Origin of the sequence: Sphingomonas antarctica, assembly GCF_965137005.1 — a bacterium.
Classification (GTDB): Bacteria; Pseudomonadota; Alphaproteobacteria; order Sphingomonadales; family Sphingomonadaceae; genus Sphingomonas_O; species Sphingomonas_O antarctica.
This window is the reverse complement of sequence record NZ_CBCRXM010000001.1, coordinates 286,974-312,200: the sequence shown is the minus strand read 5'-3', so window position 1 is coordinate 312,200 and position 25,227 is coordinate 286,974. Positions and strand designations below refer to the sequence as shown.

At 62.8% G+C, this 25,227-nt stretch carries 31 protein-coding genes and 1 tRNA gene; 16 read left to right on the top strand and 16 right to left on the bottom strand.

Annotated elements, in window-relative coordinates:
- The first annotated feature begins 3 nt into the window (after positions 1-3).
- From rpsF to ACM9ME_RS01655, 4 genes are all read left to right on the top strand, one after another.
- The gene (gene rpsF, locus ACM9ME_RS01670; RefSeq protein WP_415641668.1) at positions 4-405 is read left to right on the top strand and encodes a 30S ribosomal protein S6; all 402 of its coding nucleotides are present in this window, start codon (positions 4-6) and stop codon (positions 403-405) included.
- 14 nt (positions 406-419) lie between these two features.
- Entirely contained in the window at positions 420-644 is a 225-nt protein-coding gene (gene rpsR, locus ACM9ME_RS01665) for a 30S ribosomal protein S18 (protein ID WP_415641667.1), read from the top strand.
- An 11-nt stretch (positions 645-655) separates the two neighbouring features.
- Complete coding sequence (rplI, locus tag ACM9ME_RS01660; protein ID WP_415641666.1) at positions 656-1,258, top strand: 50S ribosomal protein L9; 603 nt, start codon at positions 656-658, stop codon at positions 1,256-1,258.
- Between the two features lie 85 nt (positions 1,259-1,343).
- A complete protein-coding gene (locus ACM9ME_RS01655) occupies positions 1,344-2,006 on the top strand; it encodes a Fe2+-dependent dioxygenase (protein WP_415641665.1) in 663 nt (220 codons plus the stop codon).
- Here the strand turns inward: ACM9ME_RS01655 and folE are convergent.
- Positions 2,003-2,608, bottom strand: a complete 606-nt coding sequence (gene folE, locus ACM9ME_RS01650; RefSeq protein ID WP_415641664.1) for a GTP cyclohydrolase I FolE — start codon at positions 2,606-2,608, stop codon at positions 2,003-2,005. The two genes, ACM9ME_RS01655 and folE, sit on opposite strands and share 4 nt — an antisense overlap.
- 180 nt (positions 2,609-2,788) lie before the next feature.
- Between folE and ACM9ME_RS01645 the strand changes: the two genes are divergently transcribed.
- From ACM9ME_RS01645 to ACM9ME_RS01620, 6 genes are all read left to right on the top strand, one after another.
- Entirely contained in the window at positions 2,789-5,671 is a 2,883-nt protein-coding gene (locus ACM9ME_RS01645; protein WP_415641663.1) for a TonB-dependent receptor, read from the top strand.
- A gap of 169 nt (positions 5,672-5,840) precedes the next feature.
- Entirely contained in the window at positions 5,841-6,740 is a 900-nt protein-coding gene (cysD, locus tag ACM9ME_RS01640; RefSeq protein WP_415641662.1) for a sulfate adenylyltransferase subunit CysD, read from the top strand.
- Positions 6,740-8,566 (top strand): sulfate adenylyltransferase subunit CysN, encoded by a 1,827-nt coding sequence (gene cysN, locus ACM9ME_RS01635; protein WP_415641661.1) that lies wholly within the window; start codon positions 6,740-6,742, stop codon positions 8,564-8,566. Before cysD ends, cysN begins: the two co-directional genes overlap by 1 nt.
- Positions 8,563-9,312 (top strand): 3'(2'),5'-bisphosphate nucleotidase CysQ, encoded by a 750-nt coding sequence (locus tag ACM9ME_RS01630; protein WP_415641660.1) that lies wholly within the window; start codon positions 8,563-8,565, stop codon positions 9,310-9,312. Before cysN ends, ACM9ME_RS01630 begins: the two co-directional genes overlap by 4 nt.
- 1 nt (position 9,313) lies before the next feature.
- Positions 9,314-10,180, top strand: a complete 867-nt coding sequence (gene yghU, locus ACM9ME_RS01625; RefSeq protein ID WP_415641659.1) for a glutathione-dependent disulfide-bond oxidoreductase — start codon at positions 9,314-9,316, stop codon at positions 10,178-10,180.
- Positions 10,177-10,797: a glutathione S-transferase family protein gene (locus tag ACM9ME_RS01620; protein ID WP_415641658.1), complete on the top strand. Its 621-nt coding sequence runs from the start codon at positions 10,177-10,179 to the stop codon at positions 10,795-10,797. The genes yghU and ACM9ME_RS01620 overlap by 4 nt, the downstream gene beginning before the upstream one ends.
- 80 nt (positions 10,798-10,877) lie before the next feature.
- On the opposite strand, the gene ACM9ME_RS01615 is transcribed toward ACM9ME_RS01620, so the two are convergent.
- A tRNA-Glu gene (locus ACM9ME_RS01615) sits at positions 10,878-10,952 on the bottom strand.
- A 132-nt stretch (positions 10,953-11,084) separates the two neighbouring features.
- Here ACM9ME_RS01615 and ACM9ME_RS01610 point away from each other — a divergent pair.
- Positions 11,085-12,200 carry a glycoside hydrolase family 130 protein gene (locus ACM9ME_RS01610; RefSeq protein WP_415641657.1) on the top strand — a complete coding sequence of 372 codons (1,116 nt, stop codon included), beginning with the start codon at positions 11,085-11,087 and terminating at the stop codon, positions 12,198-12,200.
- Here ACM9ME_RS01610 and ACM9ME_RS01605 read toward each other — a convergent pair whose 3' ends face one another.
- The 6 genes from ACM9ME_RS01605 to ACM9ME_RS01580 are packed head-to-tail and all read right to left on the bottom strand — an operon-like array spanning position 12,201 to position 14,909.
- Positions 12,201-12,506, bottom strand: coding sequence for a hypothetical protein (locus ACM9ME_RS01605; RefSeq protein ID WP_415641656.1), 306 nt, complete (start codon positions 12,504-12,506; stop codon positions 12,201-12,203).
- Between the two features lie 25 nt (positions 12,507-12,531).
- Positions 12,532-13,104, bottom strand: a complete 573-nt coding sequence (locus ACM9ME_RS01600) for a F0F1 ATP synthase subunit B family protein (protein ID WP_415641655.1) — start codon at positions 13,102-13,104, stop codon at positions 12,532-12,534.
- A gap of 1 nt (position 13,105) precedes the next feature.
- Positions 13,106-13,594: a F0F1 ATP synthase subunit B family protein gene (locus ACM9ME_RS01595; protein WP_415641654.1), complete on the bottom strand. Its 489-nt coding sequence runs from the start codon at positions 13,592-13,594 to the stop codon at positions 13,106-13,108.
- Positions 13,595-13,610: 16 nt separating this feature from the next.
- Positions 13,611-13,838 (bottom strand): ATP synthase subunit c family protein, encoded by a 228-nt coding sequence (locus ACM9ME_RS01590; RefSeq protein ID WP_415641653.1) that lies wholly within the window; start codon positions 13,836-13,838, stop codon positions 13,611-13,613.
- Between the two features lie 29 nt (positions 13,839-13,867).
- On the bottom strand, positions 13,868-14,620 hold the full coding sequence (locus tag ACM9ME_RS01585) for a F0F1 ATP synthase subunit A (RefSeq protein ID WP_415641652.1): 753 nt from the start codon (positions 14,618-14,620) through the stop codon (positions 13,868-13,870).
- Position 14,621: 1 nt separating this feature from the next.
- Positions 14,622-14,909, bottom strand: a complete 288-nt coding sequence (locus ACM9ME_RS01580; RefSeq protein WP_415641651.1) for an AtpZ/AtpI family protein — start codon at positions 14,907-14,909, stop codon at positions 14,622-14,624.
- 166 nt (positions 14,910-15,075) lie between these two features.
- Between ACM9ME_RS01580 and radC the strand changes: the two genes are divergently transcribed.
- The gene (gene radC / locus ACM9ME_RS01575) at positions 15,076-15,753 is read left to right on the top strand and encodes a RadC family protein (RefSeq protein WP_415641650.1); all 678 of its coding nucleotides are present in this window, start codon (positions 15,076-15,078) and stop codon (positions 15,751-15,753) included.
- Positions 15,754-15,805: 52 nt separating this feature from the next.
- Here the strand turns inward: radC and ACM9ME_RS01570 are convergent, their stop codons facing one another.
- Positions 15,806-16,282: an EF-hand domain-containing protein gene (locus tag ACM9ME_RS01570; RefSeq protein WP_415641649.1), complete on the bottom strand. Its 477-nt coding sequence runs from the start codon at positions 16,280-16,282 to the stop codon at positions 15,806-15,808.
- A 142-nt stretch (positions 16,283-16,424) separates the two neighbouring features.
- Between ACM9ME_RS01570 and purB the strand changes: the two genes are divergently transcribed.
- Entirely contained in the window at positions 16,425-17,735 is a 1,311-nt protein-coding gene (gene purB / locus ACM9ME_RS01565) for an adenylosuccinate lyase (RefSeq protein ID WP_415641648.1), read from the top strand.
- 238 nt (positions 17,736-17,973) lie between these two features.
- On the opposite strand, the gene ACM9ME_RS01560 is transcribed toward purB, so the two are convergent.
- The 4 genes from ACM9ME_RS01560 to dnaK all read right to left on the bottom strand — a co-directional run bounded on the left by ACM9ME_RS01560 (position 17,974) and on the right by dnaK (position 22,152).
- The gene (locus tag ACM9ME_RS01560) at positions 17,974-18,459 is read right to left on the bottom strand and encodes a hypothetical protein (protein WP_415641647.1); all 486 of its coding nucleotides are present in this window, start codon (positions 18,457-18,459) and stop codon (positions 17,974-17,976) included.
- Positions 18,460-18,500: 41 nt separating this feature from the next.
- Entirely contained in the window at positions 18,501-19,052 is a 552-nt protein-coding gene (locus ACM9ME_RS01555; RefSeq protein WP_415641646.1) for a DUF4337 domain-containing protein, read from the bottom strand.
- Positions 19,052-20,152 (bottom strand): molecular chaperone DnaJ, encoded by a 1,101-nt coding sequence (dnaJ, locus tag ACM9ME_RS01550; RefSeq protein WP_415641645.1) that lies wholly within the window; start codon positions 20,150-20,152, stop codon positions 19,052-19,054. The genes ACM9ME_RS01555 and dnaJ overlap by 1 nt, the downstream gene beginning before the upstream one ends.
- Positions 20,153-20,241: 89 nt before the next feature.
- A complete protein-coding gene (gene dnaK / locus ACM9ME_RS01545) occupies positions 20,242-22,152 on the bottom strand; it encodes a molecular chaperone DnaK (protein WP_415641643.1) in 1,911 nt (636 codons plus the stop codon).
- A gap of 136 nt (positions 22,153-22,288) precedes the next feature.
- Between dnaK and ACM9ME_RS01540 the strand changes: the two genes are divergently transcribed.
- From ACM9ME_RS01540 to ACM9ME_RS01530, 3 genes are read left to right on the top strand one after another with little or no spacing between them, the layout of a single operon-like run.
- A complete protein-coding gene (locus ACM9ME_RS01540; protein WP_415641642.1) occupies positions 22,289-22,732 on the top strand; it encodes a copper chaperone PCu(A)C in 444 nt (147 codons plus the stop codon).
- On the top strand, positions 22,732-23,190 hold the full coding sequence (locus tag ACM9ME_RS01535) for a vgr related protein (RefSeq protein WP_415641641.1): 459 nt from the start codon (positions 22,732-22,734) through the stop codon (positions 23,188-23,190). Before ACM9ME_RS01540 ends, ACM9ME_RS01535 begins: the two co-directional genes overlap by 1 nt.
- 23 nt (positions 23,191-23,213) lie before the next feature.
- On the top strand, positions 23,214-23,405 hold the full coding sequence (locus ACM9ME_RS01530) for a hypothetical protein (RefSeq protein ID WP_415641640.1): 192 nt from the start codon (positions 23,214-23,216) through the stop codon (positions 23,403-23,405).
- On the opposite strand, the gene grpE is transcribed toward ACM9ME_RS01530, so the two are convergent.
- From grpE to ACM9ME_RS01515, 3 genes are read right to left on the bottom strand one after another with little or no spacing between them, the layout of a single operon-like run.
- Positions 23,402-23,947, bottom strand: a complete 546-nt coding sequence (grpE, locus tag ACM9ME_RS01525; RefSeq protein ID WP_415641639.1) for a nucleotide exchange factor GrpE — start codon at positions 23,945-23,947, stop codon at positions 23,402-23,404. The genes ACM9ME_RS01530 and grpE overlap by 4 nt on opposite strands.
- Positions 23,944-24,987, bottom strand: coding sequence for a heat-inducible transcriptional repressor HrcA (hrcA, locus tag ACM9ME_RS01520; protein ID WP_415641638.1), 1,044 nt, complete (start codon positions 24,985-24,987; stop codon positions 23,944-23,946). The genes grpE and hrcA overlap by 4 nt, the downstream gene beginning before the upstream one ends.
- 31 nt (positions 24,988-25,018) lie before the next feature.
- A complete protein-coding gene (locus tag ACM9ME_RS01515; RefSeq protein WP_415641637.1) occupies positions 25,019-25,207 on the bottom strand; it encodes a hypothetical protein in 189 nt (62 codons plus the stop codon).
- Positions 25,208-25,227: the final 20 nt, after the last annotated feature.

The window sequence follows — 25,227 nt, the reverse complement described above, 5'->3', positions numbered from 1 at the left end:
GAGATGGCTCTATACGAGCACGTGTTTCTCGCGCGTCAGGATCTGGCTCAGGCCCAGGTCGACGCGCTGGCAGCGACGGCCACACAAATTGTCGAAACCGGCGGCGGCAAGATCGTCAAGACCGAGACCTGGGGCCTGCGCAGCCTCGCTTACCGCATCGCCAAGAACCGCAAGGCGCATTACGTCATGCTCGAATTCGACGCGCCCGGCGCCGTCGTCGCCGAGCTGGAGCGCCAGACCCAGATCAACGAAGACGTCATTCGTTACATGACCATCAAGGTCGACGGCCACGAAGCCGGTCCGTCGGCGATGATGCGCCGTAACGAAAGCCGCGAGCGCGAACGCGCCGAGCGCGGTGAGCGTCCCCGTCGCGACCGCGACGATTTCACGCCGATGGCGGCTTGAGGAGTTAGACAGACATGGCCCGCGCCTTTTTCCGCCGCCGCAAATCCTGCCCGTTCGGGGCCAAGGATGCGCCGAAGATCGATTACAAGGACGTCCGCCTGCTTCAGGGCTTCGTCTCCGAACGCGGCAAGATCGTCCCGTCGCGTATCACCGCCGTCTCCGCGCCGAAACAGCGTGAGCTCGCCACCGCGATCAAGCGCGCGCGCCACCTCGGCCTCCTCCCCTACGTCGTTAAGTAAGGATTACAGACATGGAAGTGATCCTGCTCGAACGCGTCGAAAAGCTTGGCAAGATCGGTGACGTCGTCACCGTGAAGACCGGTTTCGCACGCAATTTCCTGTTGCCCAACAAAAAGGCGCTCCGCTCCAACGCCGCGAACCTGAAAGTGTTCGAAGCGAACAAGGCAAAGATCGTCGCCGACAACGAAGATCGCAAAAAGGACGCCGAAACCGCGTCCAAGTCGATCGACGGCAAGTCGGTGACCCTGATCCGTCAGGCGTCGAGCACCGGCCAGCTGTACGGCTCGGTCGCGGTGCGCGACATCGTCGAGGCACTCGAAGCCGATGGCGCTCATGTGACCAAGAGCCAGGTGCTGTTGCCCAATCCGATCAAGGCGATCGGCGTGCACGACGTGCGCGTCCAGCTGCACCCCGAAGTCGCGATCAGCGTCAAGGTCAACGTGGCACGCAGCCCCGAAGAAGCCGACCTGCAATCGCAGGGCGTCGACGTGATGGCCCAGATGTTCGAAAAGGACGAGGCCGGCTTTACCGAGGCGTACAACCCGAATGCCGAACCGGGCGAAATCGCCAGCGACGCACCGGCTGCCCCCGCGGCCGAGGCGAGCGAAGCCTGATATCTGCCTGTCCCCTCTCGCTCCAGCGGGAGGGGATGGCAGCGGCCTCTTGGCCCCGGCGTGGTGAGGCGATAGGCGGCAAACGATGTTTCGCCTGATCCCGTTGCTCGCCGAACCCGAAATCGCCGAATTGCGGGCCATTGCGGCGGCGCATCAGTTCGTCGACGGGCGGATCACCAACCCGCATTCGACGGTCAAGAACAACCTTCAGCTGCACGACGGACCGGCGCAGGCGCGCACGGCCGAAATCGTCCGCGCAGCGATCCTCGCCAACGATGATTTTCGCCACAGCGTCTATCCCAAGGCGATCGCGCCCGCGATGCTTTCCCGTTACGATGTCGGGATGAATTACGGGCTGCACGCGGACACCGCGCTGATGCAGCTGCCGCGCGGCCTGATCCGCGCCGATGTGTCGTGCACCGTGTTTCTCAGCGATCCCGACAGCTATGACGGCGGCGCGTTGCGCGTGACCTTGGGCAGTGGCACCCTGACCTTCAAGGAGCCCGCCGGCACCGCGATCGTCTATCCCTCGACGACGTTGCATGAAGTGGAGCCGGTCACGCGCGGCGCGCGGCTCGTCGCGCTCACCTTTATCCAGAGCTTCGTGTCGGACCCGCTCAAGCGCGACATGCTGTACGAACTGCACGAAGTCGCGGCGCTCGAGGGCCTGAAAATGGAGTTCGCGAATTACACGCGATTGCAGGCGGTGTTGTCCAACCTGCTGCGCCGGTGGTCGGACGGGCCTTAGTACCCCATCAACGCCAACACTTCCCGCCGCGACCGTTCGTCGTCGCGGAACACCCCCATCATCCGGCTGGTCGTCATCGCCACGCCGGGCGTGCGCACCCCGCGCGCCGACATGCACGCATGGCTCGCTTCGATCACCACCGCCACGCCTTGCGGCCGCAGATGGTCCCAGATGCAGTCGGCGACTTGCGCGGTCAGCCGTTCCTGCACCTGCAGCCGCCGGGCAAATCCCTGTAGCACGCGCGCCAGTTTCGAAATGCCGACGACACGATCGGTCGGCAGATAGGCGATCGCCGCCTTGCCGATGATCGGCGCCATGTGATGTTCGCAATGCGACTGGAACGGAATGTCCTTCAGCAACACGACATCGTCGTAACCGCCGACCTCCGCGAAGGTCCGCGACAAATGGATCGACGGATCCTCGTCATAGCCCTGGCAATATTCCTTCCAGGCACGCCCGACGCGTTTCGGCGTATCGAGCAGCCCTTCGCGGTCGGGATCGTCGCCCGCCCACCGGATCAGCGTGCGGATCGCATCGGTCACGTCTTGCGGCACGGGAATCTTGGTCGATTCGCCGTCGGGGATCAGGTCGATTTGGGCCATGCGCTTAGTCTAGGCCGCCGGGCGGCGCTGCCAAGCCCCGCCCCGTGACGCTACGGCAAGCCGGTTTGAGACATATGTGCCACAGCCTTGCTGACAGACGTGTTGACGCGAGTCCCGCATGGGGCCAAGAATCGCTCCAGAAACGATGCGAACACAGCATCGCCAAAGGGAGGGATGACCATGCGCAAGCTGCACCTTATCGGCGCGTCCGCGATTGCTTTGTTGACGGCGCAAGCCGCATTTGCCCAGGCCGCGACCGAAACGTCGGGCGCGCCTTCGGGAGAAGCGGCGAACGTCGCCGATAACGGCATTGCCGACATCGTCGTGACCGCCCAGCGTCAGTCCGAAACGCTGCAGACCGTGCCGATCGCGATTTCGGCGTTCAGTGCCGAAGCGCTGAAGGCGCAGCAGATCAACACGACATCCGATCTTCAACTGACCCTGCCCAACGTGACGTTCACCAAGGGCAACTTCACCTCGTCGTCCAGCTTCAACATTCGCGGCATCGGCGATTTGTGCGTGGGCGTCACCTGCGACGCGGCGACCGCGATCCACGTCAACGACGTGCCGATCATCGCCTCGCCGATCTTCCAGAACGAATATTTCGATCTGGAGCGCGTCGAAGTGCTGCGCGGGCCGCAGGGTACTCTGTTCGGCCGTAACGCTACGGGCGGCGTGATCAACTTCATCACCGCCAAGCCCGACCTCTCGGGCATCCATGCCTCGGTCGAGGGTGAGTACGGCAATTACAACAGCTATCGTATCAAGGGCATGTTCAACCTGCCGGTCACCGATACGATCGGTATTCGCGTCGCCGGCTATTACCTGAAACGCGACGGCTTCACGCACAACGTCGCCACCAACAGCCAGATCGACGGCCGCGATCAATATGACGTCCGCGCGTCGATCCGCTGGCAGCCGAGCCCCGACACGACGCTCGACATCGTCGGGCATTATTTCCACGAAAGCGACGATCGCTCGCGCATTCAGAAGCAACTGTGCCATCGCGACCCGACCGGTGTGCTGGGTTGCTTGCCCGACCGCCTCGGTTTCGACACGCTCAACGGCAATGCCAGCTTCGCGGCGACGCTGACCAGCACCGAATTCCTGCGGATCGCCGCGGCACCGCTCGCGCCCTTCGCCCTGGGCAGCGTGTACGGCCCGGACACCTATGCGAATTTCAATAATCCGGCCGATCTGCGCACCGTGAATATCGACTCGCTGCCGCAATTCCGCACCCAGGAAAAGCAGATCCTGGTCAACTTCTCGCAGAATTTCGGCGCCGCGACTTTGAAGATCGACGGTGGGTATACCAAGGGTTTCACCGACTCGACCGTCGACTACAACCTGGCGATCGAGGGGTCGCTGGCCGCCAACCCGGGTCTCAACGCGTTTAACGCGGTCGCCGGATCGGGCGCACTCGGCGCGGGCTTCCTGGCGGCGCGCAACGCGCTATTGGCGAAGGGCACGGGCATGCCGTGCCAGTCGCTCGCGGAGCCGACCGGCACCGGCGTCTATGGCGGCCACAGCATCTGCGCTCCGCAGAGCCTCGATTTCGACCGGTCGACCGGCTATGGTAAACAATATCATGGCGAAGCGATCGTCAGCACGAAGTTCGACGGAATGTTCAACTTCCTCGTCGGCGCGGGTTATCTGGACTATCAGGTCAAGGACAACGACTATTACGTCAACTCGTTCAACCTCGACTATGCGTCCGCCTTGTTCGGTGGCGGCACCGGCTTCTCCGCAACGCCGTTTTATCGTAACAACTCGTCATTCTATGAGCTGAAGTCTTACGGTATCTTCGGCGAAGCCTATGTAAACTTCTCGGACAATCTGAAGCTCACCGTGGGCGCGCGTTACAACCACGATGACAAGCACGTCGAGGCACGAACGACGCTGTTGACCGGAACTGTGGTGCCCTATGGCACGACGAATTTCTACACATCGCCACAATATGCCAATTATGACGCCGATCCGGCCAAAGCGGGTATTCAGCCGCTGGCGGTCAACGACGTGAAGTTCGGTCGCGGGACCGGTCGTGCGGTGCTCGACTGGCAGATCACGCCGCACAACCTGATCTACGCCTCCTATTCGCGCGGGTATAAGTCGGGCGGCATCAATCCGCCGCTGACCCCGGTGTTCACGGTTGCCACCGGCTTCGGCCCGGAAACGGTCAACGCCTATGAAATCGGTTCGAAGAACACGTTCCTCGACGGCACGTTCCGCTTCAACCTCACCGCGTTCATGTATCAGTACAAGTCGCTCCAGCTGAGCCGCATCGTCGCGCGCACCGCCGTAAACGATAACGTTGACGCCAACATCTATGGGCTCGAAGCGGAGGGCATTATCAAACCCTCCCGCTCGGTGCTGGTAAATCTCAACGCCAGCTACCTCCACACCAAGATCAAGTCCGACAAACTCTTTGCCAATACGCAGGATCCTTCGGGTGGCCGCGCCGATGCGGTGATCATCAAGGATCTTCAATTCGGCAATAACTGCGCCGTTATCTCCAACAGCGGCAACGCGGCGGCGTCGAACGGTTTCGTCGGCGCGGTCAATGCGGGCCTGGGCCTGCGCGCGCCGACGGCCATTCCCGGCACGAACACCACCGGCGCGTTCAGCCTGTGCTCGGTCCTGACGGCCAATGCCGCCAACCCGGCGGCGGGCGTCACGGTGCTGCAGGAAGGCGTCACGACGAACGTCAAGGGCAACGAACTGCCGCAATCGCCGCACTATAAATTCTCGGCGGGAATCCAGTATACGGCGGACTTCGGAACCTGGAGCCTCGTTCCGCGGATCGACCTGACCTACACCGGCGGATATTATGCGAGCATCTTCAACAAGAATATCAACCGCATCGCCGGTTATGAAGTCATCAATGCGCAGATCCAGCTGAACGGTCCGGACGATCGGTTCTTCGTCAAGGCGTTCGTGCAGAATTTGACCAAGAACAACGCGATCACCGGTCTGTATGTCACCGATCAGTCGTCTGGTCTGTTCACCAACGCCTTCACCCTCGAACCGCGTCGTTATGGCGTCGCGGCGGGCTTCAAATTCTAGTCGCAGCGGGGCGTGGACGTAAGGCAACTTACGCCCCGACTCCCGCAAGACCGGCCGGCCTTCGGGCCCCCGAAGGACCGACGGCGTGGCTTTTGCCACGCCGTTTCCTTTTGGGGAGGCAACCTATCCTAACTAGCCGCGCCTTCGCACCGGGCTTATCGGCGGCGGCATGACCGCCCTCTCCCATCTCGACCGCCTCGAGGGCGAAGCGATCCACATCATGCGCGAAGTGGTGGCCGAGGCGACCAAGCCGGTGATGCTGTATTCGATCGGCAAGGACTCCGCGGTGATGCTGCATCTCGCGCGCAAGGCGTTCTTCCCAGCCCCGCCGCCCTTCCCGCTGCTCCATGTCGACACGACCTGGAAATTCCGCGCGATGTACGAATTGCGCGACCGCGCGGCTGCCGCTGCGGGCATGGAGTTGATCGTCTACAAAAATCCCGAAGCCGTCGCGCGCGGCATCAACCCGTTCGATCATGGCGGGCTGCACACCGACATGTGGAAAACCGAGGGGCTGAAACAGGCGCTCGACGAACACGGTTTCGACGCGGCGTTCGGCGGCGCGCGGCGCGACGAGGAAAAAAGCCGCGCCAAGGAACGGGTGTTTTCCTTCCGCTCGGCCAGCCACCGCTGGGACCCCAAGAACCAGCGCCCGGAATTGTGGAATCTGTACAATTCTCGCCACGCGCCGGACGAAAGCATCCGTGTCTTCCCTCTGAGCAATTGGACCGAGCTCGACATCTGGGAATATATCGCGCGCGAAAATATCGAGATCGTCCCGCTCTATTTCGCCGCGCTACGCCCGACTGTGGAGCGCGACGGCATGATCCTGATGGTCGATGACGACCGTTTCCCGCTCGACGATGAAACGCCCGTCGATCGCATGATCCGGTTCCGCACGCTCGGCTGTTACCCGCTGACCGGGGCGGTCGAGAGCGACGCCGCCGATCTCGACAGCATCATCGCCGAAATGCGCGCCGCGACAACCAGCGAACGCCAGGGCCGCGCGATCGACCGGGACGGCGGCACCGGCGCGATGGAGCGCAAGAAGCAGGAGGGGTATTTCTGATGGCGGAGAAGACCCTTCTCCGCTTCCTCGCTTGCGGATCGGTCGATGATGGCAAGTCGACGCTGATCGGACGCCTGCTTCATGACTCCAAAGCGCTGTTCGCCGATCAGGTCGCCGAGCTGGAAGCCGAATCGAAACGCGTTGGCACGCAGGGCGAAGCGATCGATTACGCGTTGCTCGTGGACGGCCTCAGCGCGGAGCGTGAACAGGGCATCACCATCGACGTCGCGTATCGCTTCTTCGCCACCGAAACGCGCAAATACATCGTCGCCGATACGCCGGGCCACGAGCAATATACCCGCAACATGGTAACCGGCGCGTCGACCGCCAATCTCGCGGTGATCCTGATCGACGCGCGCAAAGGGGTGCTGACGCAAACGCGGCGGCACTCTTACCTCGCCCATCTGCTTGGCATCCGCCACATCGTGCTGGCAGTGACCAAGATGGATTTGGTCGGATACGATCAAGCGACCTATGATTTGATCGTCAGCGACTATGCGGCGTTCGCGCAATCGCTCGGCATCACGGCTTTTACGCCTATCCCGGTGTCGGGATTCAAGGGCGACAATATCAGCAGCCGCTCGGCGGCAATGCCGTGGCATGACGGCCCGTCGTTGATCGAACATCTCGACGGCGTAGACCTCGAGGACCGCGTCGAGCCGTTCCGCATGCCCGTCCAGTTGGTCGCGCGGCCCAATCTCGATTTTCGCGGTTATGCCGGCCTGATCTCTTCGGGCAGAGTCGCCCCGGGGGACATGGTTCGCATTCTGCCGTCCGGCCGCACGAGCAAAGTCGCGCGGATCGTTACGCTTGACGGCAATCTCGATGACGCGCGCGAAGGTCAGTCGGTCACGGTCACGCTGGCCGACGAAGTCGATTGTTCGCGCGGCGACGTCATCGTTGCGGCGAACGATCCACCGCAGGTCGCCGACCAGTTCGAAGCGACTTTGATCTGGATGAGCGAAGACGCGCTGATCCCCGGTCGTGCTTATTGGCTCAAGCTTGCCACCCAGACGGTGTCGGCGACCGTCCAGCCGCCGAAATACGAGGTCAACGTCAACACGCTTGAGCATCTCGCGGTGAAAGCGTTGGGCCTGAACGCCATCGGTGTTGCGAACGTCAGCACTGACCGACCGATGGTGTTCACGCCTTATGCTGGGGACAAGGCGCTCGGCGGTTTCATCCTGATCGACAAATTGACCAATGCCACTGTCGGCGCGGGCCTGATCAATTTTGCGCTGCGCCGTGCCACCAACATCCAGTGGCAACCGACCGAGGTGACGCGCGAACGCCGCGCCTCGCTCAAGAATCAGCGTCCGGCCGTGCTGTGGCTGACCGGCCTGTCGGGCGCGGGTAAATCGACCATCGCCAATCTGGTCGAGGCCAAGCTCGCGCGGATGAACCGGCACAGCTTCCTGCTCGATGGCGACAATGTCCGCCACGGGCTCAACCGCGATCTGGGCTTCACCGAGACCGACAGGATCGAGAATATCCGGCGCGTTGGCGAAGTTGCGCGGCTGATGACCGATGCGGGTTTGATCGTGATCACCGCGTTCATCTCGCCATTTCGTGCCGAGCGAGAATTGGTCAGGGCGATGCTGCCGCCGGGCGAATTTGTGGAGGTGTTTATCGACACGTCGCTGGCCGAAGCCGAACGCCGCGATGTGAAGGGCCTGTATGCCAAAGCGCGGGCGGGCCAGCTCGCCAATTTCACGGGCATCGACAGCCCCTACGAACCGCCGGAAGATCCGGAAGTCAGGATCGATACGTCGCGCATGACGGCCGACGAAGCCGCCGACGCGATCATCGCGGCGCTGATCCCGTGACGCTTGGACAGGCTCAGGACAGGTCGGATGCTCAACTCGCGCGCGAGATCGCCTGTGGCGCGGGTTCGCTGCTTCTCGAATTGCGCAAGACATTCTCGGGCGCGGAAGCCGGCCGCGAGGGGGATGCGCAGGCCAATGCCCTGATCGTCGAGCGGCTGCTTGCCGAGCGCCCGGAAGATGCGCTGCTGTCCGAGGAACGCCTGTGCGACGGCGCGCGGCTCAAGGCGTCGCGGGTTTGGATCGTCGATCCGCTCGACGGCACGCGCGAATATGCCGAGGGACGCGACGATTGGGCAGTGCATATCGGCCTTGCGATCGACGGCGTGCCCACAGTCGGCGCGGTGTCGATCCCCGCGCGTAACGAATGCTGGTCGAGCGACGCCCCGTACCCGCCCCATCCCATCGCACGGCCACTGCGCATGGTCGTCAGCCGTACCCGTCCCGCCAAAGAGGCTCTCATGGTCGCTGAAGCGCTTGGCGCCGAAATGCTGCCCATGGGCTCGGCGGGTGCCAAGGCGATGGCGGTGGTGCGTGGCGATGCCGAAATCTACCTTCACACCGGCGGGCAGTATGAATGGGACAATTGCGCGCCCGCCGCGGTCGCTCTGGCCGCCGGATTGCACGTATCGCGCGTCGATGGCGCACCGTTGGTGTATAACTGCGAGGACCCATCGCTTCCCGATCTGCTGATCTGCCGGCACGAACTCGCCGAGCCCATTCTCCACCTACTCGCGAAGGAAACCTGACATGAGCGACTATCAGCCTCCCAAAGTCTGGATCGCCAAGCCCGCAGAGGGTCGTTTCGCCGCGATCAACCGCCCGATTGCCGGCCCGACGCACGACAAGGATCTGCCTGTCGGCAAGCATCCGCTGCAGCTTTATTCGCTGGCCACGCCCAACGGGGTGAAGGTCACGGTGATGCTCGAGGAGTTGTTGGCTGCCGGGCATTCGGGGGCCGAATATGACGCGTGGTTGGTCAAGATCATGGACGGCGACCAATTTTCGAGCGGGTTCGTCGCGGCCAATCCCAATTCGAAAATCCCGGTAATGGTCGATCATAGCGGGCCCGAACCGGTGCGGATTTTCGAATCCGGTGCGATCCTGATTTACCTTGCGGAAAAGTTCGGCGCCTTCCTGCCGGCCTCGGGTCCGGCGCGGGCGGAAGCGCTCAGCTGGCTGATGTGGCAGATGGGCGCGACACCGATCCTGGGCGGCGGATTCGGCCATTTCTACGCTTATGCGCCGATCAAGGTCGAATATGCGATCGACCGCTACGCCATGGAGGTGAAGCGCCAGCTGAGCGTGCTCGACCGGCGGCTTGCCGAGAGCGAATATGTCGCGGGCGCAGATTACACCATTGCCGATATGGCGATCTGGCCGTGGTATGGCGCGCTGGTAAAGGGGCTGGTCTATGAGGCGGCCGAATTCCTGTCGGTACAGGAATATGCCAACGTCGCACGCTGGACCGACCTGATTGCTCAGCGCCCGGCGGTGAAACGCGGCCGGATGGTCAATCGCGCCATGGGCGATCCGGCAAGTCAGCTTCACGAACGGCACGACGCCAGCGATTTCGACACGAAAACGCAGGACAAGATGGAAGCTTCGCTGACGTGATCCTGTACGACAGCGCCCGTGCGCCGAACCCACGCCGGGTCCGCTGGGTCATGGCAGAAAAGAACATCACCGACGTGGAAATCGTCGAAACCGACATCTTCAAGGGCGAGCATCGTACGCCCGACTATGTCCGGCGCGCGGGAGTCCCCAATGTCCCCGCCCTCACCATCGACGACGACACAACGATCACCGAGAGCCTCGCGATCTGCCATTATCTGGAGAGCGTCTATCCCGAGCCGAATGTGTTCGGGCGCGATGCCAGGGAAGTGGCGGTGATCGAGATGTGGACGCGCCGCGCGGAGATGATGGTCGCAACGCCGCTGATGCTCACCGTGCGGCACAGTCATCCGGCGCTGGCGGCGATCGAAACGAAATCTGCGGAGTTCGCGGCGGTCCAGCGCCAGGGTGCCGAGCGGGCATTGTCGTTCTTCAACCAGCGATTGGCAGACAGCGAATTCATCGCCGGCCACCGCGTGACGATGGCGGATATCGTGGCGTTTTGCAGTTTGGATTTTGCGCGGATGATCAAGTTTCGGCCGGATGAGGCGCATACCGATCTGGCGCGCTGGGCGGACATGATGCGGGCACGGCCGGCGGCGCAGGCTGGGGTTGGTTGATGACTTTCGCGTCTCGATGATGAGGTCGCTTGCGCTCCCGTCACCAAAGCACAAATCGCGCCCCGCGCGATTTGAGTCTGTGGTGACCCCAACGGGAATCGAACCCGTGTTTCAGCCGTGAAAGGGCCGCGTCCTAACCGCTAGACGATGGGGCCGTTAGCGAGTGCGCGCCCTAGGCGAGCAACGAGAAACACGCAAGATGGAACGCAGCGTTCATTCCCGCTTTTAAGCCCTGCCCCAGGAGTTTCGATGACCGAACTACCGCACACCCCGCGGATCGCGCGCGTATGAACCACATCATCGACCGATTGGTGTTCGATCCGCGGGATGTCGATCTGTCACGCTCGCCGCTGGCCGGGCATATTCCGGCAGAAACATTCGTCCTGGGCGCGTTCAATCCGGGGCTGACGCGCCTCGCCAACGGCAATTTGCTCATGATGGTGCGCATCGCCGAGGCGCTCACCGAACCGGTGTGTGACGGCGCGGTTCGGGCCGTCCGGTGGGACGCCGGGCAGTATGTCCTCGACAGCTACCCGCTCGAGGCTGTCGACATGACCGACCCGCGCCAATTCGTGCTGCGCGGGCAGCCGTGGCGCGTCATGGTGTTGACGTCCTTGTCATGGTTGCTGCCGGTGGAATTGTCCGCGGACGGGCTGAGCGTGGTCCAAGTGCATTACGACCGCGCCGTTACCCCTGCCGCGTCATACCAGTCGCATGGCGTCGAAGACGCGCGGATCAGCCGTGTCGGCGACCGCTATCTCATGACGACCTGCTCGGTCAGCCCGGAACGGCATTGCACGACGCTGTACAGCTCGGCCGACGCGCTCGACTGGACGATGGAAGGGATCGTTCTCGATCACCAGAACAAGGACATGCTGATCTTCGAAGGGTTGATCGGCGGCAAATATTGGGCGCAGACGCGGCCGCTCGGCGATCTCTATTTCGCTTATCCGCCTGATAGCGAGTGGCGTGCCGGACCGTCGATCAACCTGTCGACCTCACCAGACGCACTGCACTGGAAGCCCTCCGAACGGCCCGGCATCCGCCCCCATACCGCGACGCTTCATACGGCGCGAATGGGCGGGGGCGCGCCGCCGATCCTGACGCCCCAAGGTTGGCTGACCCTGTGGCACGGCGTCGAGCCGGGCGGCGATGTCGGCATCTATCGAACCTATTGGTCGATACTCGACCGAGACGATCCGTCGCGTTGCGTCCGCACCGAGCATGCGCCGTTGATCGAGCCGAACGCGGCATTAACCGCGCCGCTCGACGACCTGATATATTTGCGCGACGTGGTCTTCACCACCGGCATTGCCGATGGCGGAGCCCATTACATTATCGCTTCGGGCGAGGCGGACCTCGCTTGCCGCATCACGCACATCCCGAAGGATGTCTTCGCGTAATTACTTCAGTGGCGCGAGGTCGGCGGCAGTCTTCGCCAGACGCTCTGGGGTCATCTTGTCGGGAGCGAAACCCGCGACCTGATTGAGCGACATGCCCTTGAACATTTCGTACTTCTCGTTGGTCGTCAGGCCCGGCAGGTCGGCGTCGAGCACTGTCTTTGCCTTGGGATCGGCAACGATCTGTTCGATCGGCGTGTCGAGATTGAACTTGGCCGCCGCCATCGGCGCGGCAGGTGCCGGGGTGGCCGTTTGAGCCAATGCCGGCGTCGCGAGCGCCACTGCCAGGATCGTGATAATTGCCTTCATCGACCGTCTCCCACAAAAAAACTAATCAAGCGCGCTGCAAATCCTTGATCGACGTATCGACCAGCGCCGCGTCGGCGGTTGCGTCGTGCGACTGGCGGATCACCTGCGCCGCAATGCCCGCAGCCGCCGAAGCCGCGCGCGCACGGACGTCGGCAATCGCCGCGCGCTCGGCGGCGGCAATCTTGTCTTCGGCCATTTTCTGGCGGCGCTGTGTCAGGTCGGTTGCCTTGGCCTTGGCTTCTTCGATGAGATGCTTTGCTTCGGCTTCGGCATGGTTGACGATCGATTGTGCGTCGCCGGCACTGGCCGCCGCTTTGGCTTTGGCGTCGGCAAGCATAGCTTCGGCTTCGGCGCGTAGCGCTTTGGCTTCGTCGAGCGTGCGTTTCGTCTCGGCAATCCGCTCGTCCAGCGCATCGGTGATCTTCTTCGGCGCCTTGACGACGAAAATCGTGATCAACAAGAAGATGGTCAGGCCGACATAGACCCAGCCCTCGGCCCCAAGACCGAGCAGGGTCGGCTCGACGTGCTCGACGCCGCCATGCGCCTCGGTCATCGCCAGGTTTTCACGGGGCAGGCTCGATGCGCCGACGTCAGCCATGTCAGGCTCCCTGTGCGGCCTTCGCCGCCTTGGTGAGAACGCCCGCAGCCGGGCGCTTGCCGGTCAGCCGCGCGACGATATCGGCGGCGACGTCCTGTGCCGCACCATCGACTTCGGCGAGAGCCGCATTGCGGCGAGCAGTGAGCGCCTTGTCGGCCTCCCCCTGCTTCACGAGCAGTTCGGCCTGTGTTGCGGCCACGGCGCTGGCGAGGTTCGCCGCCGCCCGCGATTGTGCATCGAGGATCGTCGACCGGCCCGACGCATGTGCGGCATCGATTGCCGCCTTATGCTCGGTCGCCGCCGCGTCGGCCGCATTCTTGGCCGTTTCGGCAGCAGCCAGATCGCCCGACACCTGTCCTTCACGCGCCGAGATGACCCGGCCCAACTTGGGCAAAGTCAGGCGTACGATCCCGAAATACAGGATCGTGAAGAACACTGCGAGCCACGCAAGTTGCGGGATCAGGTTCTGCGCGAATTGGAACTGAGGCATAGAAGCGCCGCTATGCCTAGTTGCTGAACGCCAGCGCCAGCGCGACGACAGCCGCGATCAGGCCGAGCGCTTCGGTCACTGCGAAACCGAAAATCAGGCGACCGCCCATCTTCGCATCAGCTTCGGGATTGCGCAGCGCGCTGCCGAGATACTGACCGAAGATCGAACCCACGCCGATCGCCGCGAGGCCCGCGCCGATCGCTGCCAGGCCTGCGCCGATAACCTTTGCCGAACCGAGATCCATAATAAAGTCCTTTGTCTAACGTGATGGAATTAGTGAAGATTGACTGCGTCGTTGAGATAGATCGACGCCAACAGCGCGAAAACATAGGCCTGCACCACCGCGATCAGCACTTCGAGTGCCGATAGTGCGACGTTGACCGCCAGTGGCACGACGCCGAACACATAAGGCAGTGCGCCGAACGAGCCGAGCGCCACGACGAACGTGCCGAATACCTTCAGCAACACGTGGCCTGCCGTCATGTTGGCGAACAGACGAATGGCCAACGTGAACGGGCGGCTAAGGAAGGACATGAACTCGATCGCCGCGACGAACACCGCCAGCGGGAAGAACGTCCCCTTCGGCCAGAAGAGGCTGAAGAAATGGAGTCCGTGCCGCGCAAAACCAACGATGCAGACGATCACGAAGACCAGCAACGCCAATCCGAAGGTCACCGCTATATGGCTGGTCGGCGTAAAGGCGCCGACCCAAGGGATCAGGCCAAGCAAATTGCAAACCAGGACGAAAATAAACAGGCTAAATATCAGCGGGACGAAACGACGCCCCTCGGGCCCGACATTCTCATCGAGAATCTTGCTCACGAAATCGTACAGATATTCGACGGCGGCCTGCGCGCGGGTCGGTACCAGTTGCGGGCGCGCGGTGCCGATGAACAAGAACGCGGCAATCGCGACCATCGCAATCGCCATCCACAGCGAAGAATTGGTGAAGCTGACGTCATAACCCATCGCGCCGAGCGGCGGCCCGATGCGAGTAACTTCGAACTGTTCCATCGGATTGGCCATTTCAGGCTCCCGGGTTCGCGTCGAATTGCTTCGACGTTTGCATTGCGCGGCGCGTACCGGCCGCAAAGCCGAGCACCAACAGGACGATCATCGCCCATGGCTTGGTGCCAAATCCGGCATAGGTATCGATGAGCCAGCCGAGCAGTGCGCCGACCAGCACGGTGCCGACGAATTCGATGCCGATCGCCCAGCCACGGCTTTCGGCCTGGGGCTGCGCCATCGGACGCTCGCTCGCGGCTTTAGCCTCGGCGATGCGCCGGTCCAGCGCGTCGGGATCGGTGTCGGACAATGAACCCTCGGGTCAGCAAATAGAAAAATGCCGCCAAACGCGTAACCGCGCGGCGACTGTGCAGCCCCTTAGGTTTTGCAGTGCAGCGAGTCAACGAATGATGTCACATTGGGAACGAGTATGGAACATTATTGACGGACGGTTCGGGCGTTTCTAGCCAGCGGTCATGGCCGAGATTTCCCACGACGCCGGGCATCGCGAACGATTGCGCGAGCGGCTGCTCAGCGACCATCGCGAGTTGCTCGACCATGAAATCGTCGAATATTTGCTGATGCTGGCGATCCCGCGGATCGACACCAAGCCGATCGCGAAGGACCTGCTCGCCGAGTTTGGCGGCATCGGCGCCCTCCTCGCCGCCGATCCGCAATCGCTGATGCGGGTCAAAGGTATGGGCGACCGGTCGGCGGCCGCCATCCGCATCGTGCAGGCTGCCGCCGAGCGCATCTTGCGCGGCGCGGTCGTCGACAGGCCCGTTCTGTCGAGCTGGCAAGCGTTGCTCGATTACCTTCGCGCAACATTGGCGCACCGTGCGACGGAGCAATTCTGGGTCCTGCACCTCGACGGCAAGAACGTCCTGATCCGCGACGAGATGATGAGCGAGGGCACCGTCGATCAGGCTGCCGTGCACGTCCGCGAAGTCATCCGCCGGGCGCTGGAACTGGCATCGACCTCGATCATCCTCGTGCACAACCACCCATCGGGCGATCCGCAGCCGAGCCAGGCGGACATCCGCCTGACGCGAACGATCACCGAGGTCGCGCGCAATCTGGGCATTGCGGTGCACGATCACGTGATCATCGGCGCGAACGGACATAGCAGCATGCGCGCGCTCGGGCTGATTTAGCGAAAGGGCCGCTCCCGCACAGGAACGGCCCTTCGTAATCGGGTTTGCGTCGTTATGCGGCGGCGGGGATCAAAAAATTCTGAAGCTCCGCGACCGTCACCGACTTGGACTTGTCCTTGTCGGCCTTTGCAAAGCTGCCATTCGCCCATTTCGAAATCTGGTCGGGCGTCAGCTTTTCGGTGTTCTGCGCCGTCTTCATCTCGGTCAACCACGCTGCGAATTCGGTTTGGCTCAGCGTGCCGTTGCCGTCCTTGTCGTACGTCGGAAACTGCTGCGCGAGCACCGCCTTGGGATCGGCAGCGGGCTGTGCTGCGGCAACCGTTTTGGTCTCGGTGGTCGATGTTGTGGTCTGGGCCGGCGCAGCAGCGGGTTCAACTGCATCTGGTGCTGTCGTGGTCGTCGTCGTCGATTCGGTCACGGTCGCCGCCGGTACCGTCGCAGGCGCGGCGGGGGTGGCCGGAGCTGGCGCGGTCTGCGCCATGGCGGTCGTCGACAAAGCAAGCGCGGCAGCGCTGATCAGATATTTCATGGTCGTTCTCCTAAAAATCGGGTGGGCGGCACCGGAAGGGGGGAACCGGCGCCAGCCTCCCACATCCAACGTGCCTTGATCGAGATTTATCCGCGCTTCGTCGCGTGGACGGCGCGGCTCGTCCCTGATACCGGCCCGAGCCATGGTTCCCCGCTATTCACGCCCCGAGATGGTCGACCTGTGGTCCGCCGAAAGCCGATTCCGCATCTGGTTCGAAATCGAGGCCCACGCGCTCGATGCGATGGCCGAGCTCGGCACTGTTCCAAAGTCCGCGGCCAAAGCGGTGTGGGACTGGTGGGCGACCAACCCGCCGATCGACGTTGATCGGATCGATGCGATCGAAGCGGTTACCAAGCATGATGTGATCGCCTTCCTGACCTGGGTCAGCGAAAATGTCGGCGACGAAGCGCGGTTCCTGCATCAGGGGATGACCAGCAGCGATGTGCTCGACACCGCACTGGCGGTACAGCTGGCGCGCGCGTCCGATATCCTGCTGGCCGATCTGGATGCATTGTTGGCCGTGCTCAAGCGTCGCGCCGAGGAGCATAAGCTGACCCCGACGATCGGGCGCAGCCACGGCATCCACGCCGAGCCAGTGACCTTCGGGCTTAAACTCGCCGAAGCCTATGCTGAATTCAGCCGTGCCAAGAAGCGGCTGATCGCTGCGCGCGAGGACATTGCAACCTGCGCGATTTCCGGAGCGGTCGGCACCTTCGCCAATATCGATCCGCGCGTTGAGGAATACGTCGCGGCAAAGCTCGATCTCACCGTCGAGCCGGTCTCGACCCAGGTTATCCCGCGCGACCGGCACGCGATGTATTTTGCGACGCTCGGCGTCATCGCCAGTTCGATCGAGCGCCTCGCCACCGAAGTCCGGCATCTGCAGCGGACCGAAGTGCTGGAAGCCGAAGAATATTTCTCGCCGGGGCAGAAGGGTTCGTCGGCGATGCCGCACAAGCGTAATCCGGTGTTGACCGAAAATCTTACCGGTCTCGCGCGGATGGTCCGGTCGGCAGTGATGCCGGCGCTGGAAAATGTCGCCTTGTGGCATGAGCGCGATATTTCGCATTCGTCGGTCGAGCGGTTCATCGGACCCGATGCGACGATTACGCTCGATTTCGCGCTCGCGCGGCTGACCGGCGTGATCGACAAGCTGCTCGTCTATCCGGCGCGGATGCAGAAGAATCTGGATCGCATGGGCGGTCTGGTTCACTCGCAGCGCGTGCTGCTCGCGCTGACGCAAGCGGGGATGAGCCGCGAGGATGCCTATAAGGCCGTCCAGCGCAACGCGATGCAGGTGTGGGAATCGGACGGCCAATTGTCGCTGCTCGAACTGCTGAAGGCCGATGACGAGGTTGGCGCGAAGCTGACGCCCGCGCAGATCGAGGCGGAGTTCGATCTCGATTATCATCTGAAGCACGTCGATACGATTTTCGCGCGGGTCTTCGGCTGATTGCAAAAGGTGCAACGGCGATTGCAACCTAGTTTGTTGCAGCGCAGCATCGGCGATACTATATCACTCTGGTCGGCAATGAAGCCGGCATCGGAGACCACATATGCGTAGCTTTGTGTTCGCGGCCAGCGCCTTGCTGGCAATCGCGACCCAGGCGCTGGTGGTCGGTGCGGTGTTTACCACCATCTGACGATCGGCCCGACCGCCTCTCTCACAAGGAGGGGCGGATGGGCGGCGATCACCTCCGCCGAAGCTCCCGCGCCGTGATCATCCCGATCGGCAGACCGACCAGCAGCAAGTGACTAACCAATGCGTTGCATATGCCCCACGGGGTGCCGATCCGCGCTGCGATGCCTGGAAAGCGGTTCGCCAACACGATCCAGTACATCACCAGATAGACCAGCAATCCGTAGCCCAAGCCACTCGTGACGGATTGGCGCGTCAGATACGGGATGCGTTTCGCCGCGAGCACGAACACCGTCACGATCACCATCATCAGTACATAGTGCGTGACCAGGCCAAGCATCGCCGCCCCTGCCCCGCCGCCTGCCATCGCGTCGCCGAAGGGGCCCGAGGCGACGCCGCGGAGCACTTTGGCGGGATCGAAATTCTCCGCGAATTGCGACACGTCGCCGCCCGGCATCGCGCTGAACACGAAGGCGCTGAGCAAATCGAGTGTTCCCGCGACCAGTGTGCCCGTGACGATCGCTTGCTTCGTCGGCATGTCCCGCTCCCCCTGATTGCGCGCCAGAATAACCAGCGCGCCTAGCCGAGCAAGGTGCTCAGGATATCGGGGTGAAAGCCCCAGCCCATGAAGCCGCACAGGGCCATGAACAGGCCGAAACCGCCAAACACCCATGCCGCAGCAAGGACGCCGAAACTCTCGACCAACGCCGCGACCGCCGCCAGGCTGATCGCGGTCGACAGCGCCGCGTCGCTCGCATCGAACTGATCGTCATGCACGTTGAGCGCGTCGTATCGGTCAGCCAGCCCCTTTGCTTCCGCGGCGAGCCGTGGGGCTTCCACACGATATTTGGCGAGGTCGCGATCGAAGCCGGCCAGCACCTTTTCCGATCCCGGCGCGGCACCGAGCGCAACTTGGGTGCGCGCGATTTCGACGATATGCGCCTTGGTCTTGGTTGCCTGATACTCACTCCAGCGATCAACCGAATCCGCCTTCGCCAGCGCCATGTTCTGGACGATGTTGCCGTCCTTGATGTTGCCGAGGCCCATGACCACCGAAAGGATGACGACGGTGATCGCGACGAGGCGGTTAAGGCGTTTGTCCTTGGCCTCAGCGCTGACCTCGACTTCCATCAGCCGAACATCTTGCCGAGTTTGTCGAAGAACCCGTGCGATTGCGGGCATTCCTCGCCGGTTTCAGTTTCGCGGAATTGCAGCAGCAGTTCCTTCTGCCGGGCATTCAGCTTTGTCGGGGTCTCGACGTCGATCTGGACGACCATGTCGCCATGACCGCGCCCGTTGAGCACCGGCATACCGGCACCGCGTTGACGCAATTGCTTGGCCGGCTGGATGCCGGCGGGCACCTTGATCACGTGCATTTCACCGTCGAGCCCGGGAATCTCGATCTCCCCGCCCAAGGCCGCTGTCGTAAAGCTGACCGGCGCGCGACAGAACAGGGTCGCGCCTTCGCGCTCGAACAGCGTGTGGCGACGGACGTGAAGGAAGATATACAGATCGCCCGCCGGCGCACCGCGCGCGCCCGCTTCGCCTTTGCCGGACAAGCGGATGCGCGTGCCTTCATCGACGCCCGGCGGAATGTTGACCTCAAGCCGCTGTTCCTGATCGACGCGCCCTGCGCCGTGGCAAGTCTTGCACGGGTCGGCGATGACCTGGCCCGCGCCGTGGCACGTTGGACAGGCACGCTCGACCACGAAAAAACCCTGTTGCGCGCGCACCTGGCCATGCCCGGCACAGGTCTTGCAGGTCGTCGCCGACGTACCCGGGGTGGCACCCGAACCGCCACAGGGTGCGCATTGCGTGGAGACGTCGATGACGATCTCCTCGCTCTTGCCGTGGTACGCTTCGTCGAGGCTGATTTCGAGATCGTAGCGCAAATCGGCGCCGCGCCGCGGTCCCGCCTGGCGCCGGCCTCCGCCCATGAATTCGCCGAAGACGCTCTCGAAAATGTCGGAAAAGCCGGAGAAATCCTGACCGCCGCCGCCGCCGTTCTGGAATGCGGCCTTGCCATATTGGTCATATTGCGCACGTTTTTGCGGATCGCTCAGGCAGCCATAGGCTTCGGAAATCGCCTTGAACCTCGCCTCCGCATCGGCGTCGCCCGGGTTCTTGTCCGGGTGCCATTTCATGGCGAGCTTGCGATAAGACGACTTCAGCGTCGCACCGTCGGCGGTGCGCTCGCATTCCAGCAGCTCGTAATAATCGATGTCGGTCAATCGAGCCCCCGGCCCATCGGAAGTTTAGTCAAAGTTTAGGCCAACGACGCGTCGCTATACCGCGCTCGTCGTTGGCCCAAATCATCGCATTACGCCTTGGCGTTGTCGTCGACTTCCGAGAATTCGGCATCGACCACGTCTTCGCCACCCGCGCCTGCGGTTTCGCCACCGGTTTCGGGCGAGGCGTTCGCGGCCTGCTCCTTTTCGTAGATCGCCTGACCCATCTTCATCGCGACCTGGGTCAGCGCATTGGTCTTGTCCTGCATCGCGGTGACATCGCCACCCTCGACCGCGGTCTTGGCCTCGGCCATCGCCGCCTCGATTTCAGTCTTCAGGGCTTCGTCAATCTTGTCGCCATGATCCGCCAGCTGGCGCTCAGTCGAATGGATCAGGCTTTCGGCATTGTTTTTGGTTTCAGCCGCTTCGCGACGCTTCTTGTCGTCATCCGCGAACTGTTCGGCGTCCTTGACCATTTGATCGATATCCGCGTCGGACAAACCGCCCGAAGCCTGGATCTTGATCTGCTGTTCCTTGCCGGTGCCCTTGTCCTTGGCGCTGACGTTGACGATGCCGTTGGCGTCGATGTCGAACGTGACCTCGATCTGCGGCACGCCGCGCGGCGCCGGCGGAATGCCGACCAGATCGAACTGACCCAGCACCTTGTTGTCTTGCGCCATTTCGCGCTCGCCTTGGAAGACGCGGATTGTCACGGCGTTCTGATTGTCGTCGGCAGTCGAATAGACCTGCGACTTCTTGGTCGGGATCGTCGTGTTGCGGTCGATCATCTTGGTCATGATCCCGCCCAGCGTCTCGATGCCCAGCGACAACGGGGTCACATCGAGCAACAGCACATCCTTGACGTCACCCTGGAGCACGCCCGCCTGGATCGCCGCGCCCATGGCGACGACTTCATCCGGGTTGACGCCGGTGTGCGGTTCCTTGCCGAAGAAGTTCTTCACCGCTTCGCGCACTTTCGGCATGCGGGTCATGCCGCCGACCAGCACAACTTCGGAAATGTCCGCGGCCTTCAGCTTGGCGTCTTCGAGTGCCTTCTTCATCGGCTCGATGGTGCGCTTGATCAGCCCGTCGACCAGCTTTTCGAGGTCTGCGCGGCTGATCGTCTTGACCAGATGCTTCGGGCCCGTCGCATCGGCAGTGATGAAGGGCAGATTGACCTCGGTCGATGCCGCCGATGAAAGTTCGATCTTGGCTTTTTCAGCGGCTTCCTTGAGACGCTGAAGCGCCAGCTTGTCCTTGGTCAGGTCGATGCCTTCGGACTTCTTGAAATCGTCCGCAAGGAATTCGACCAGCTTGGCGTCGAAATCTTCGCCGCCCAGGAACGTGTCGCCGTTGGTCGACTTCACTTCGAACACGCCATCGCCGATTTCGAGGATCGAAACGTCGAACGTGCCGCCGCCAAGGTCGTAAACCGCTATGATCTTGCCATCCTGCTTCTCCAGCCCATAGGCCAGTGCCGCCGCGGTCGGCTCGTTGATGATACGCAGTACTTCGAGACCCGCAATGCGGCCGGCGTCCTTGGTCGCCTGGCGCTGCGCGTCATTGAAGTAAGCGGGAACGGTGATCACCGCCTGGGTCACCGTCTCACCGAGATAGCTCTCGGCGGTTTCCTTCATCTTCTGGAGCGTAAAGGCACTGATCTGCGACGGCGAATAGTCCTCGCCTCCCGCCTTGACCCACGCATCGCCATTCTGGCCCTTCACGATGGTATAGGGGACCAACTCGGTGTCCTTCTTGGTCACCGGATCGTCGAAGCGGCGGCCGATGAGGCGCTTCACCGCGAAAATCGTATTGTCGCCGTTGGTCACGGCCTGACGCTTGGCGGGCTGCCCGACCAGCCGCTCACCATCCTTGGCGAAAGCGACGATCGACGGCGTGGTGCGCGCGCCTTCCGAATTTTCGATGACCTTGGGCTTGCCGCCTTCCATCACGGCAACGCAGCTGTTGGTGGTGCCCAGATCAATCCCGATAACTTTAGCCATGTCGTTCCAATACCCTCGTTCTCTGCGGACCCTGAAAAGGCATCCGGTCGTTCGTTACGGACGGGATATAGGAAGCCGAAATCTTGCTGCAACGGGGCGGCATGCCTAGATCGGCGGCGAATTAGCGGAGGCAGAGATGCTCAAGACGACAATGGCGATGCTGACTGCAACGCTGGCCCTGACTGCCTGTCAGAAGCACGAGCCGGTGCAAAAGGTCACCGACGTATGGATCCGCCTCGGCGCGGTCGATACCGCTCCCGCCGCTGCCTATTTCAATGTCTATGGCGGCCCCAAGGCCGACCGGCTGTTGCAGGTGTCGTCGGAGGTCAACACCAAGACCGAGCTGCACGAATCGATGACGGACGGAAATATGGCGTCGATGAAGCCGACCGGCCCGGTCGATGTGCCCGCGGGCGGCAAGGTCGAGTTCAAGCCCGGCGGGCGGCATGCGATGTTGTTCGGGATGAACCCGGCGATCAAGCCGGGTACGCCGGTGACCCTGACCTTCACCTTTGCCAGCGGGCAGGAAATCGCGGTCGACGCAGGCACGCAAAGCGCGTCGGCACCGATCAAGAAATAGTGGAATCGCGCGGGCTGACCGATGCCGAGGTCGCGCTGACCCGGTCAGTGTTCGGCGACGCGATCGACACGACGGAGGTTCGCATCAACAACCGCAAATGGGCGTTTTTCCAGCCGCGCGATACGATCATGGCACCCGACGGACAATTGTGGCTGCATCCCAAAAGCGAACTGTATTGCGCTGATTTTTCCCAACAACCGATCGACCGGCAGGGCTTGTTCATCCATGAGATGACGCACGTCTGGCAGCGTCAGCAAGGTATCTACCTGCCGCTCGCGCGGCATCCGTTTTGCCGATACGGTTATGCGATCAAGCCGGGCAAGGTGTTTCGCCGCTACGGGATCGAGCAGCAGGCGGAGATCGTCCGTCATGCGTTTTTGTTGCGCCACAACCGCATGATCCCGGGCGCGCCACCGCTGGCGGTTTACGAGACGATCCTGCCGTTTACGCTGCGTTAACCGGGTGCGCCTAGCGTCGCCGCATGTTCCCGAAGCACGACTTTTTTCCGCCGGCGTCCGAAGCCCAGGATCTGGCGGCCATGCGTGAGGAATTGCGCGGGATCGCGCGGGAGTTGCGGTCGTTGTCGGCGGGTTCCGCGCCGCGCACACCCGATCTGCTGGCGGACCAGATCCGCGCTCAAATCGAACGGATCCAATTGCCCCGCGCGGCTTAACCCGCTTTCGCTACGCCGACCATCGCGGGCCGCAACAGGCGGTCCTTGATCATGTAGCCGGCCTGCATTTCCTGCACGATCGTGCCGGGCGTTTCGTCGCTCGGCAATTCCATCATCGCTTGATGCCGGTTGGGATCGAGCGGCTGGCCTACTGCGTCGATGCGCGTGATGCCGTGACGTTGAAAGATAGCAGTCAGCTCACGACCAGTGGCGTCGAGGCCGTTGACCAAGCCCTTGAACTTGTCGTCGTCGCGCAAGTCCACCGGTATGGCATCAAGCGCGCGGGCAAGATTGTCGGCGACTGACAGGATGTCGCGGGCGAAAGGCACCACGGCGTAATCGCGTGTGGTCTTGGCTTCCTGTTCCGCGCGGCGGCGGACGTTTTGTGTCTCAGCCTGCGCGTACAGCACAGCCTGTTTCGCCTCCGCGAGTTCGGCTTCGAGCTTCGCCAGTCCGGCTTCGGGATCGGGTTCGGCGGGACCGCCCTCGGTGATCATCGCGTCTTCCTGCTCAATGTCGTTCATGTTCGTTTCTTCGGTCATCCGGCCTGTCTTTGAAAGGTTTGGGAGAGCGCTTGCGCGGTCAGATCAACCATGGGCACGACGCGCGCATAGTTCAACCGCGTCGGCCCGATCACGCCAACGACGCCGACCACCCGCCCCTCGCGTCCACGATAGGGTGCGGCGATGACCGACGAGCCGCTGAGCGCGAAAAGTTTATTCTCCGCGCCGATGAACACTTTGGTCGCGGCGCCCTCGCGCGCGCCTTCGAGCAAACGCGCGATTTCTTCCGCGCCTTCGATTTCGTCGAGCAATTGGCGCACGCGATCCAGGTCACGGGCGGCGCTGTCATCGATCAGGTTCGCCGCACCGCGCACGATCAGCACCGGGCGTTGCGCCCCGTCGCGCGACCAGTCCGCCATCCCGCGCTCGATCAGCGACTGCGCCGCCGCATCCAGCGCCGCACGGCCCGAGCGGACCTCCTCAGCCAAGCGCAATGCCGCCTCGCCCAGCGTCAGCCCGCCCAGGCGCGCCGTCATGAAATTGCCCGCCTCGTTTAACGCGGCCGACGGAATCGGTGCGGGCAGGTCGACAACGCGGTTCTCGACCTCCCCATCCATGCCGACGACGACGGCCAGGGTTTGCAGCGGCGACAGCGGCACGAAGGCGATCTGGCGCAGCCGCAACTCGCGGCCGGGCACCATGACGATGCCGGCACAGGCGCTAAGCCCGGACAAGGTCGTACTGGCGGCCGCCAGCGCATCCTCGACCGGGCCGCGCGTGGATCCTTCGATCATCGCCCGTTCCTCGACCGTCGGCTCGGCGGTGCGCATCATCGCGTCGACGAACAGGCGCAGCCCGGTTTCGGTGGGAACTCGGCCTGCGGAAGTATGCGGATGGGTCAACAGGCCCAGCCCCTCGAGGTCGGCCATGACGCCGCGAATCGACGCCGGAGACAGGCCGAAGCCGCCCGCCGCGATCGTCTTCGAGCCGACGGGGACGCCGGTCTGCAAATAACCTTCGACGATGGTGCGAAACACATCCCGCGCGCGGGTGGTCAGTTCATCGACGGGAACGCTCACCGGCCCGACCTAGGCGGCGACAGACGTCCGTTCAACGGCGCGCGGCGCGCAACAGGATGATGATCCCCGCGAGGGCAAGGAGCGCGCCCCACAAGGTCCAGCGCTGTTCGCCGAGCATGAAGCTCGACGCCGGCCACATCACCATGCCGCTGCCCTGCCCCACCCACAGAACGCCCATGGCAATGACGAGCAGCGAGAATATGATCAGGACAATCTTCATGACAGGCCTCCAACGCACGT

Coding starts and splice junctions, on each gene's coding strand:
- cysD (WP_415641662.1), top strand. CDS start 5,841: ATGACCGCCCTCTCCCATCTCGACCGCCTCGAGGGCGAAGCGATCCAC.
- grpE (WP_415641639.1), bottom strand. CDS start 23,947: ATGACCGAAGAAACGAACATGAACGACATTGAGCAGGAAGACGCGATG.
- purB (WP_415641648.1), top strand. CDS start 16,425: ATGGTTCCCCGCTATTCACGCCCCGAGATGGTCGACCTGTGGTCCGCC.
- rpsR (WP_415641667.1), top strand. CDS start 420: ATGGCCCGCGCCTTTTTCCGCCGCCGCAAATCCTGCCCGTTCGGGGCC.
- yghU (WP_415641659.1), top strand. CDS start 9,314: ATGAGCGACTATCAGCCTCCCAAAGTCTGGATCGCCAAGCCCGCAGAG.
- ACM9ME_RS01590 (WP_415641653.1), bottom strand. CDS start 13,838: ATGGATCTCGGTTCGGCAAAGGTTATCGGCGCAGGCCTGGCAGCGATC.
- ACM9ME_RS01540 (WP_415641642.1), top strand. CDS start 22,289: ATGCTCAAGACGACAATGGCGATGCTGACTGCAACGCTGGCCCTGACT.
- ACM9ME_RS01605 (WP_415641656.1), bottom strand. CDS start 12,506: ATGAAGGCAATTATCACGATCCTGGCAGTGGCGCTCGCGACGCCGGCA.
- ACM9ME_RS01645 (WP_415641663.1), top strand. CDS start 2,789: ATGCGCAAGCTGCACCTTATCGGCGCGTCCGCGATTGCTTTGTTGACG.
- cysN (WP_415641661.1), top strand. CDS start 6,740: ATGGCGGAGAAGACCCTTCTCCGCTTCCTCGCTTGCGGATCGGTCGAT.
- ACM9ME_RS01600 (WP_415641655.1), bottom strand. CDS start 13,104: ATGGCTGACGTCGGCGCATCGAGCCTGCCCCGTGAAAACCTGGCGATG.
- ACM9ME_RS01655 (WP_415641665.1), top strand. CDS start 1,344: ATGTTTCGCCTGATCCCGTTGCTCGCCGAACCCGAAATCGCCGAATTG.
- ACM9ME_RS01570 (WP_415641649.1), bottom strand. CDS start 16,282: ATGAAATATCTGATCAGCGCTGCCGCGCTTGCTTTGTCGACGACCGCC.
- dnaK (WP_415641643.1), bottom strand. CDS start 22,152: ATGGCTAAAGTTATCGGGATTGATCTGGGCACCACCAACAGCTGCGTT.
- ACM9ME_RS01530 (WP_415641640.1), top strand. CDS start 23,214: ATGTTCCCGAAGCACGACTTTTTTCCGCCGGCGTCCGAAGCCCAGGAT.
- ACM9ME_RS01555 (WP_415641646.1), bottom strand. CDS start 19,052: ATGGAAGTCGAGGTCAGCGCTGAGGCCAAGGACAAACGCCTTAACCGC.
- ACM9ME_RS01585 (WP_415641652.1), bottom strand. CDS start 14,620: ATGGCCAATCCGATGGAACAGTTCGAAGTTACTCGCATCGGGCCGCCG.
- ACM9ME_RS01560 (WP_415641647.1), bottom strand. CDS start 18,459: ATGCCGACGAAGCAAGCGATCGTCACGGGCACACTGGTCGCGGGAACA.
- ACM9ME_RS01610 (WP_415641657.1), top strand. CDS start 11,085: ATGAACCACATCATCGACCGATTGGTGTTCGATCCGCGGGATGTCGAT.
- ACM9ME_RS01595 (WP_415641654.1), bottom strand. CDS start 13,594: ATGCCTCAGTTCCAATTCGCGCAGAACCTGATCCCGCAACTTGCGTGG.
- rpsF (WP_415641668.1), top strand. CDS start 4: ATGGCTCTATACGAGCACGTGTTTCTCGCGCGTCAGGATCTGGCTCAG.
- folE (WP_415641664.1), bottom strand. CDS start 2,608: ATGGCCCAAATCGACCTGATCCCCGACGGCGAATCGACCAAGATTCCC.
- ACM9ME_RS01515 (WP_415641637.1), bottom strand. CDS start 25,207: ATGAAGATTGTCCTGATCATATTCTCGCTGCTCGTCATTGCCATGGGC.
- radC (WP_415641650.1), top strand. CDS start 15,076: ATGGCCGAGATTTCCCACGACGCCGGGCATCGCGAACGATTGCGCGAG.
- rplI (WP_415641666.1), top strand. CDS start 656: ATGGAAGTGATCCTGCTCGAACGCGTCGAAAAGCTTGGCAAGATCGGT.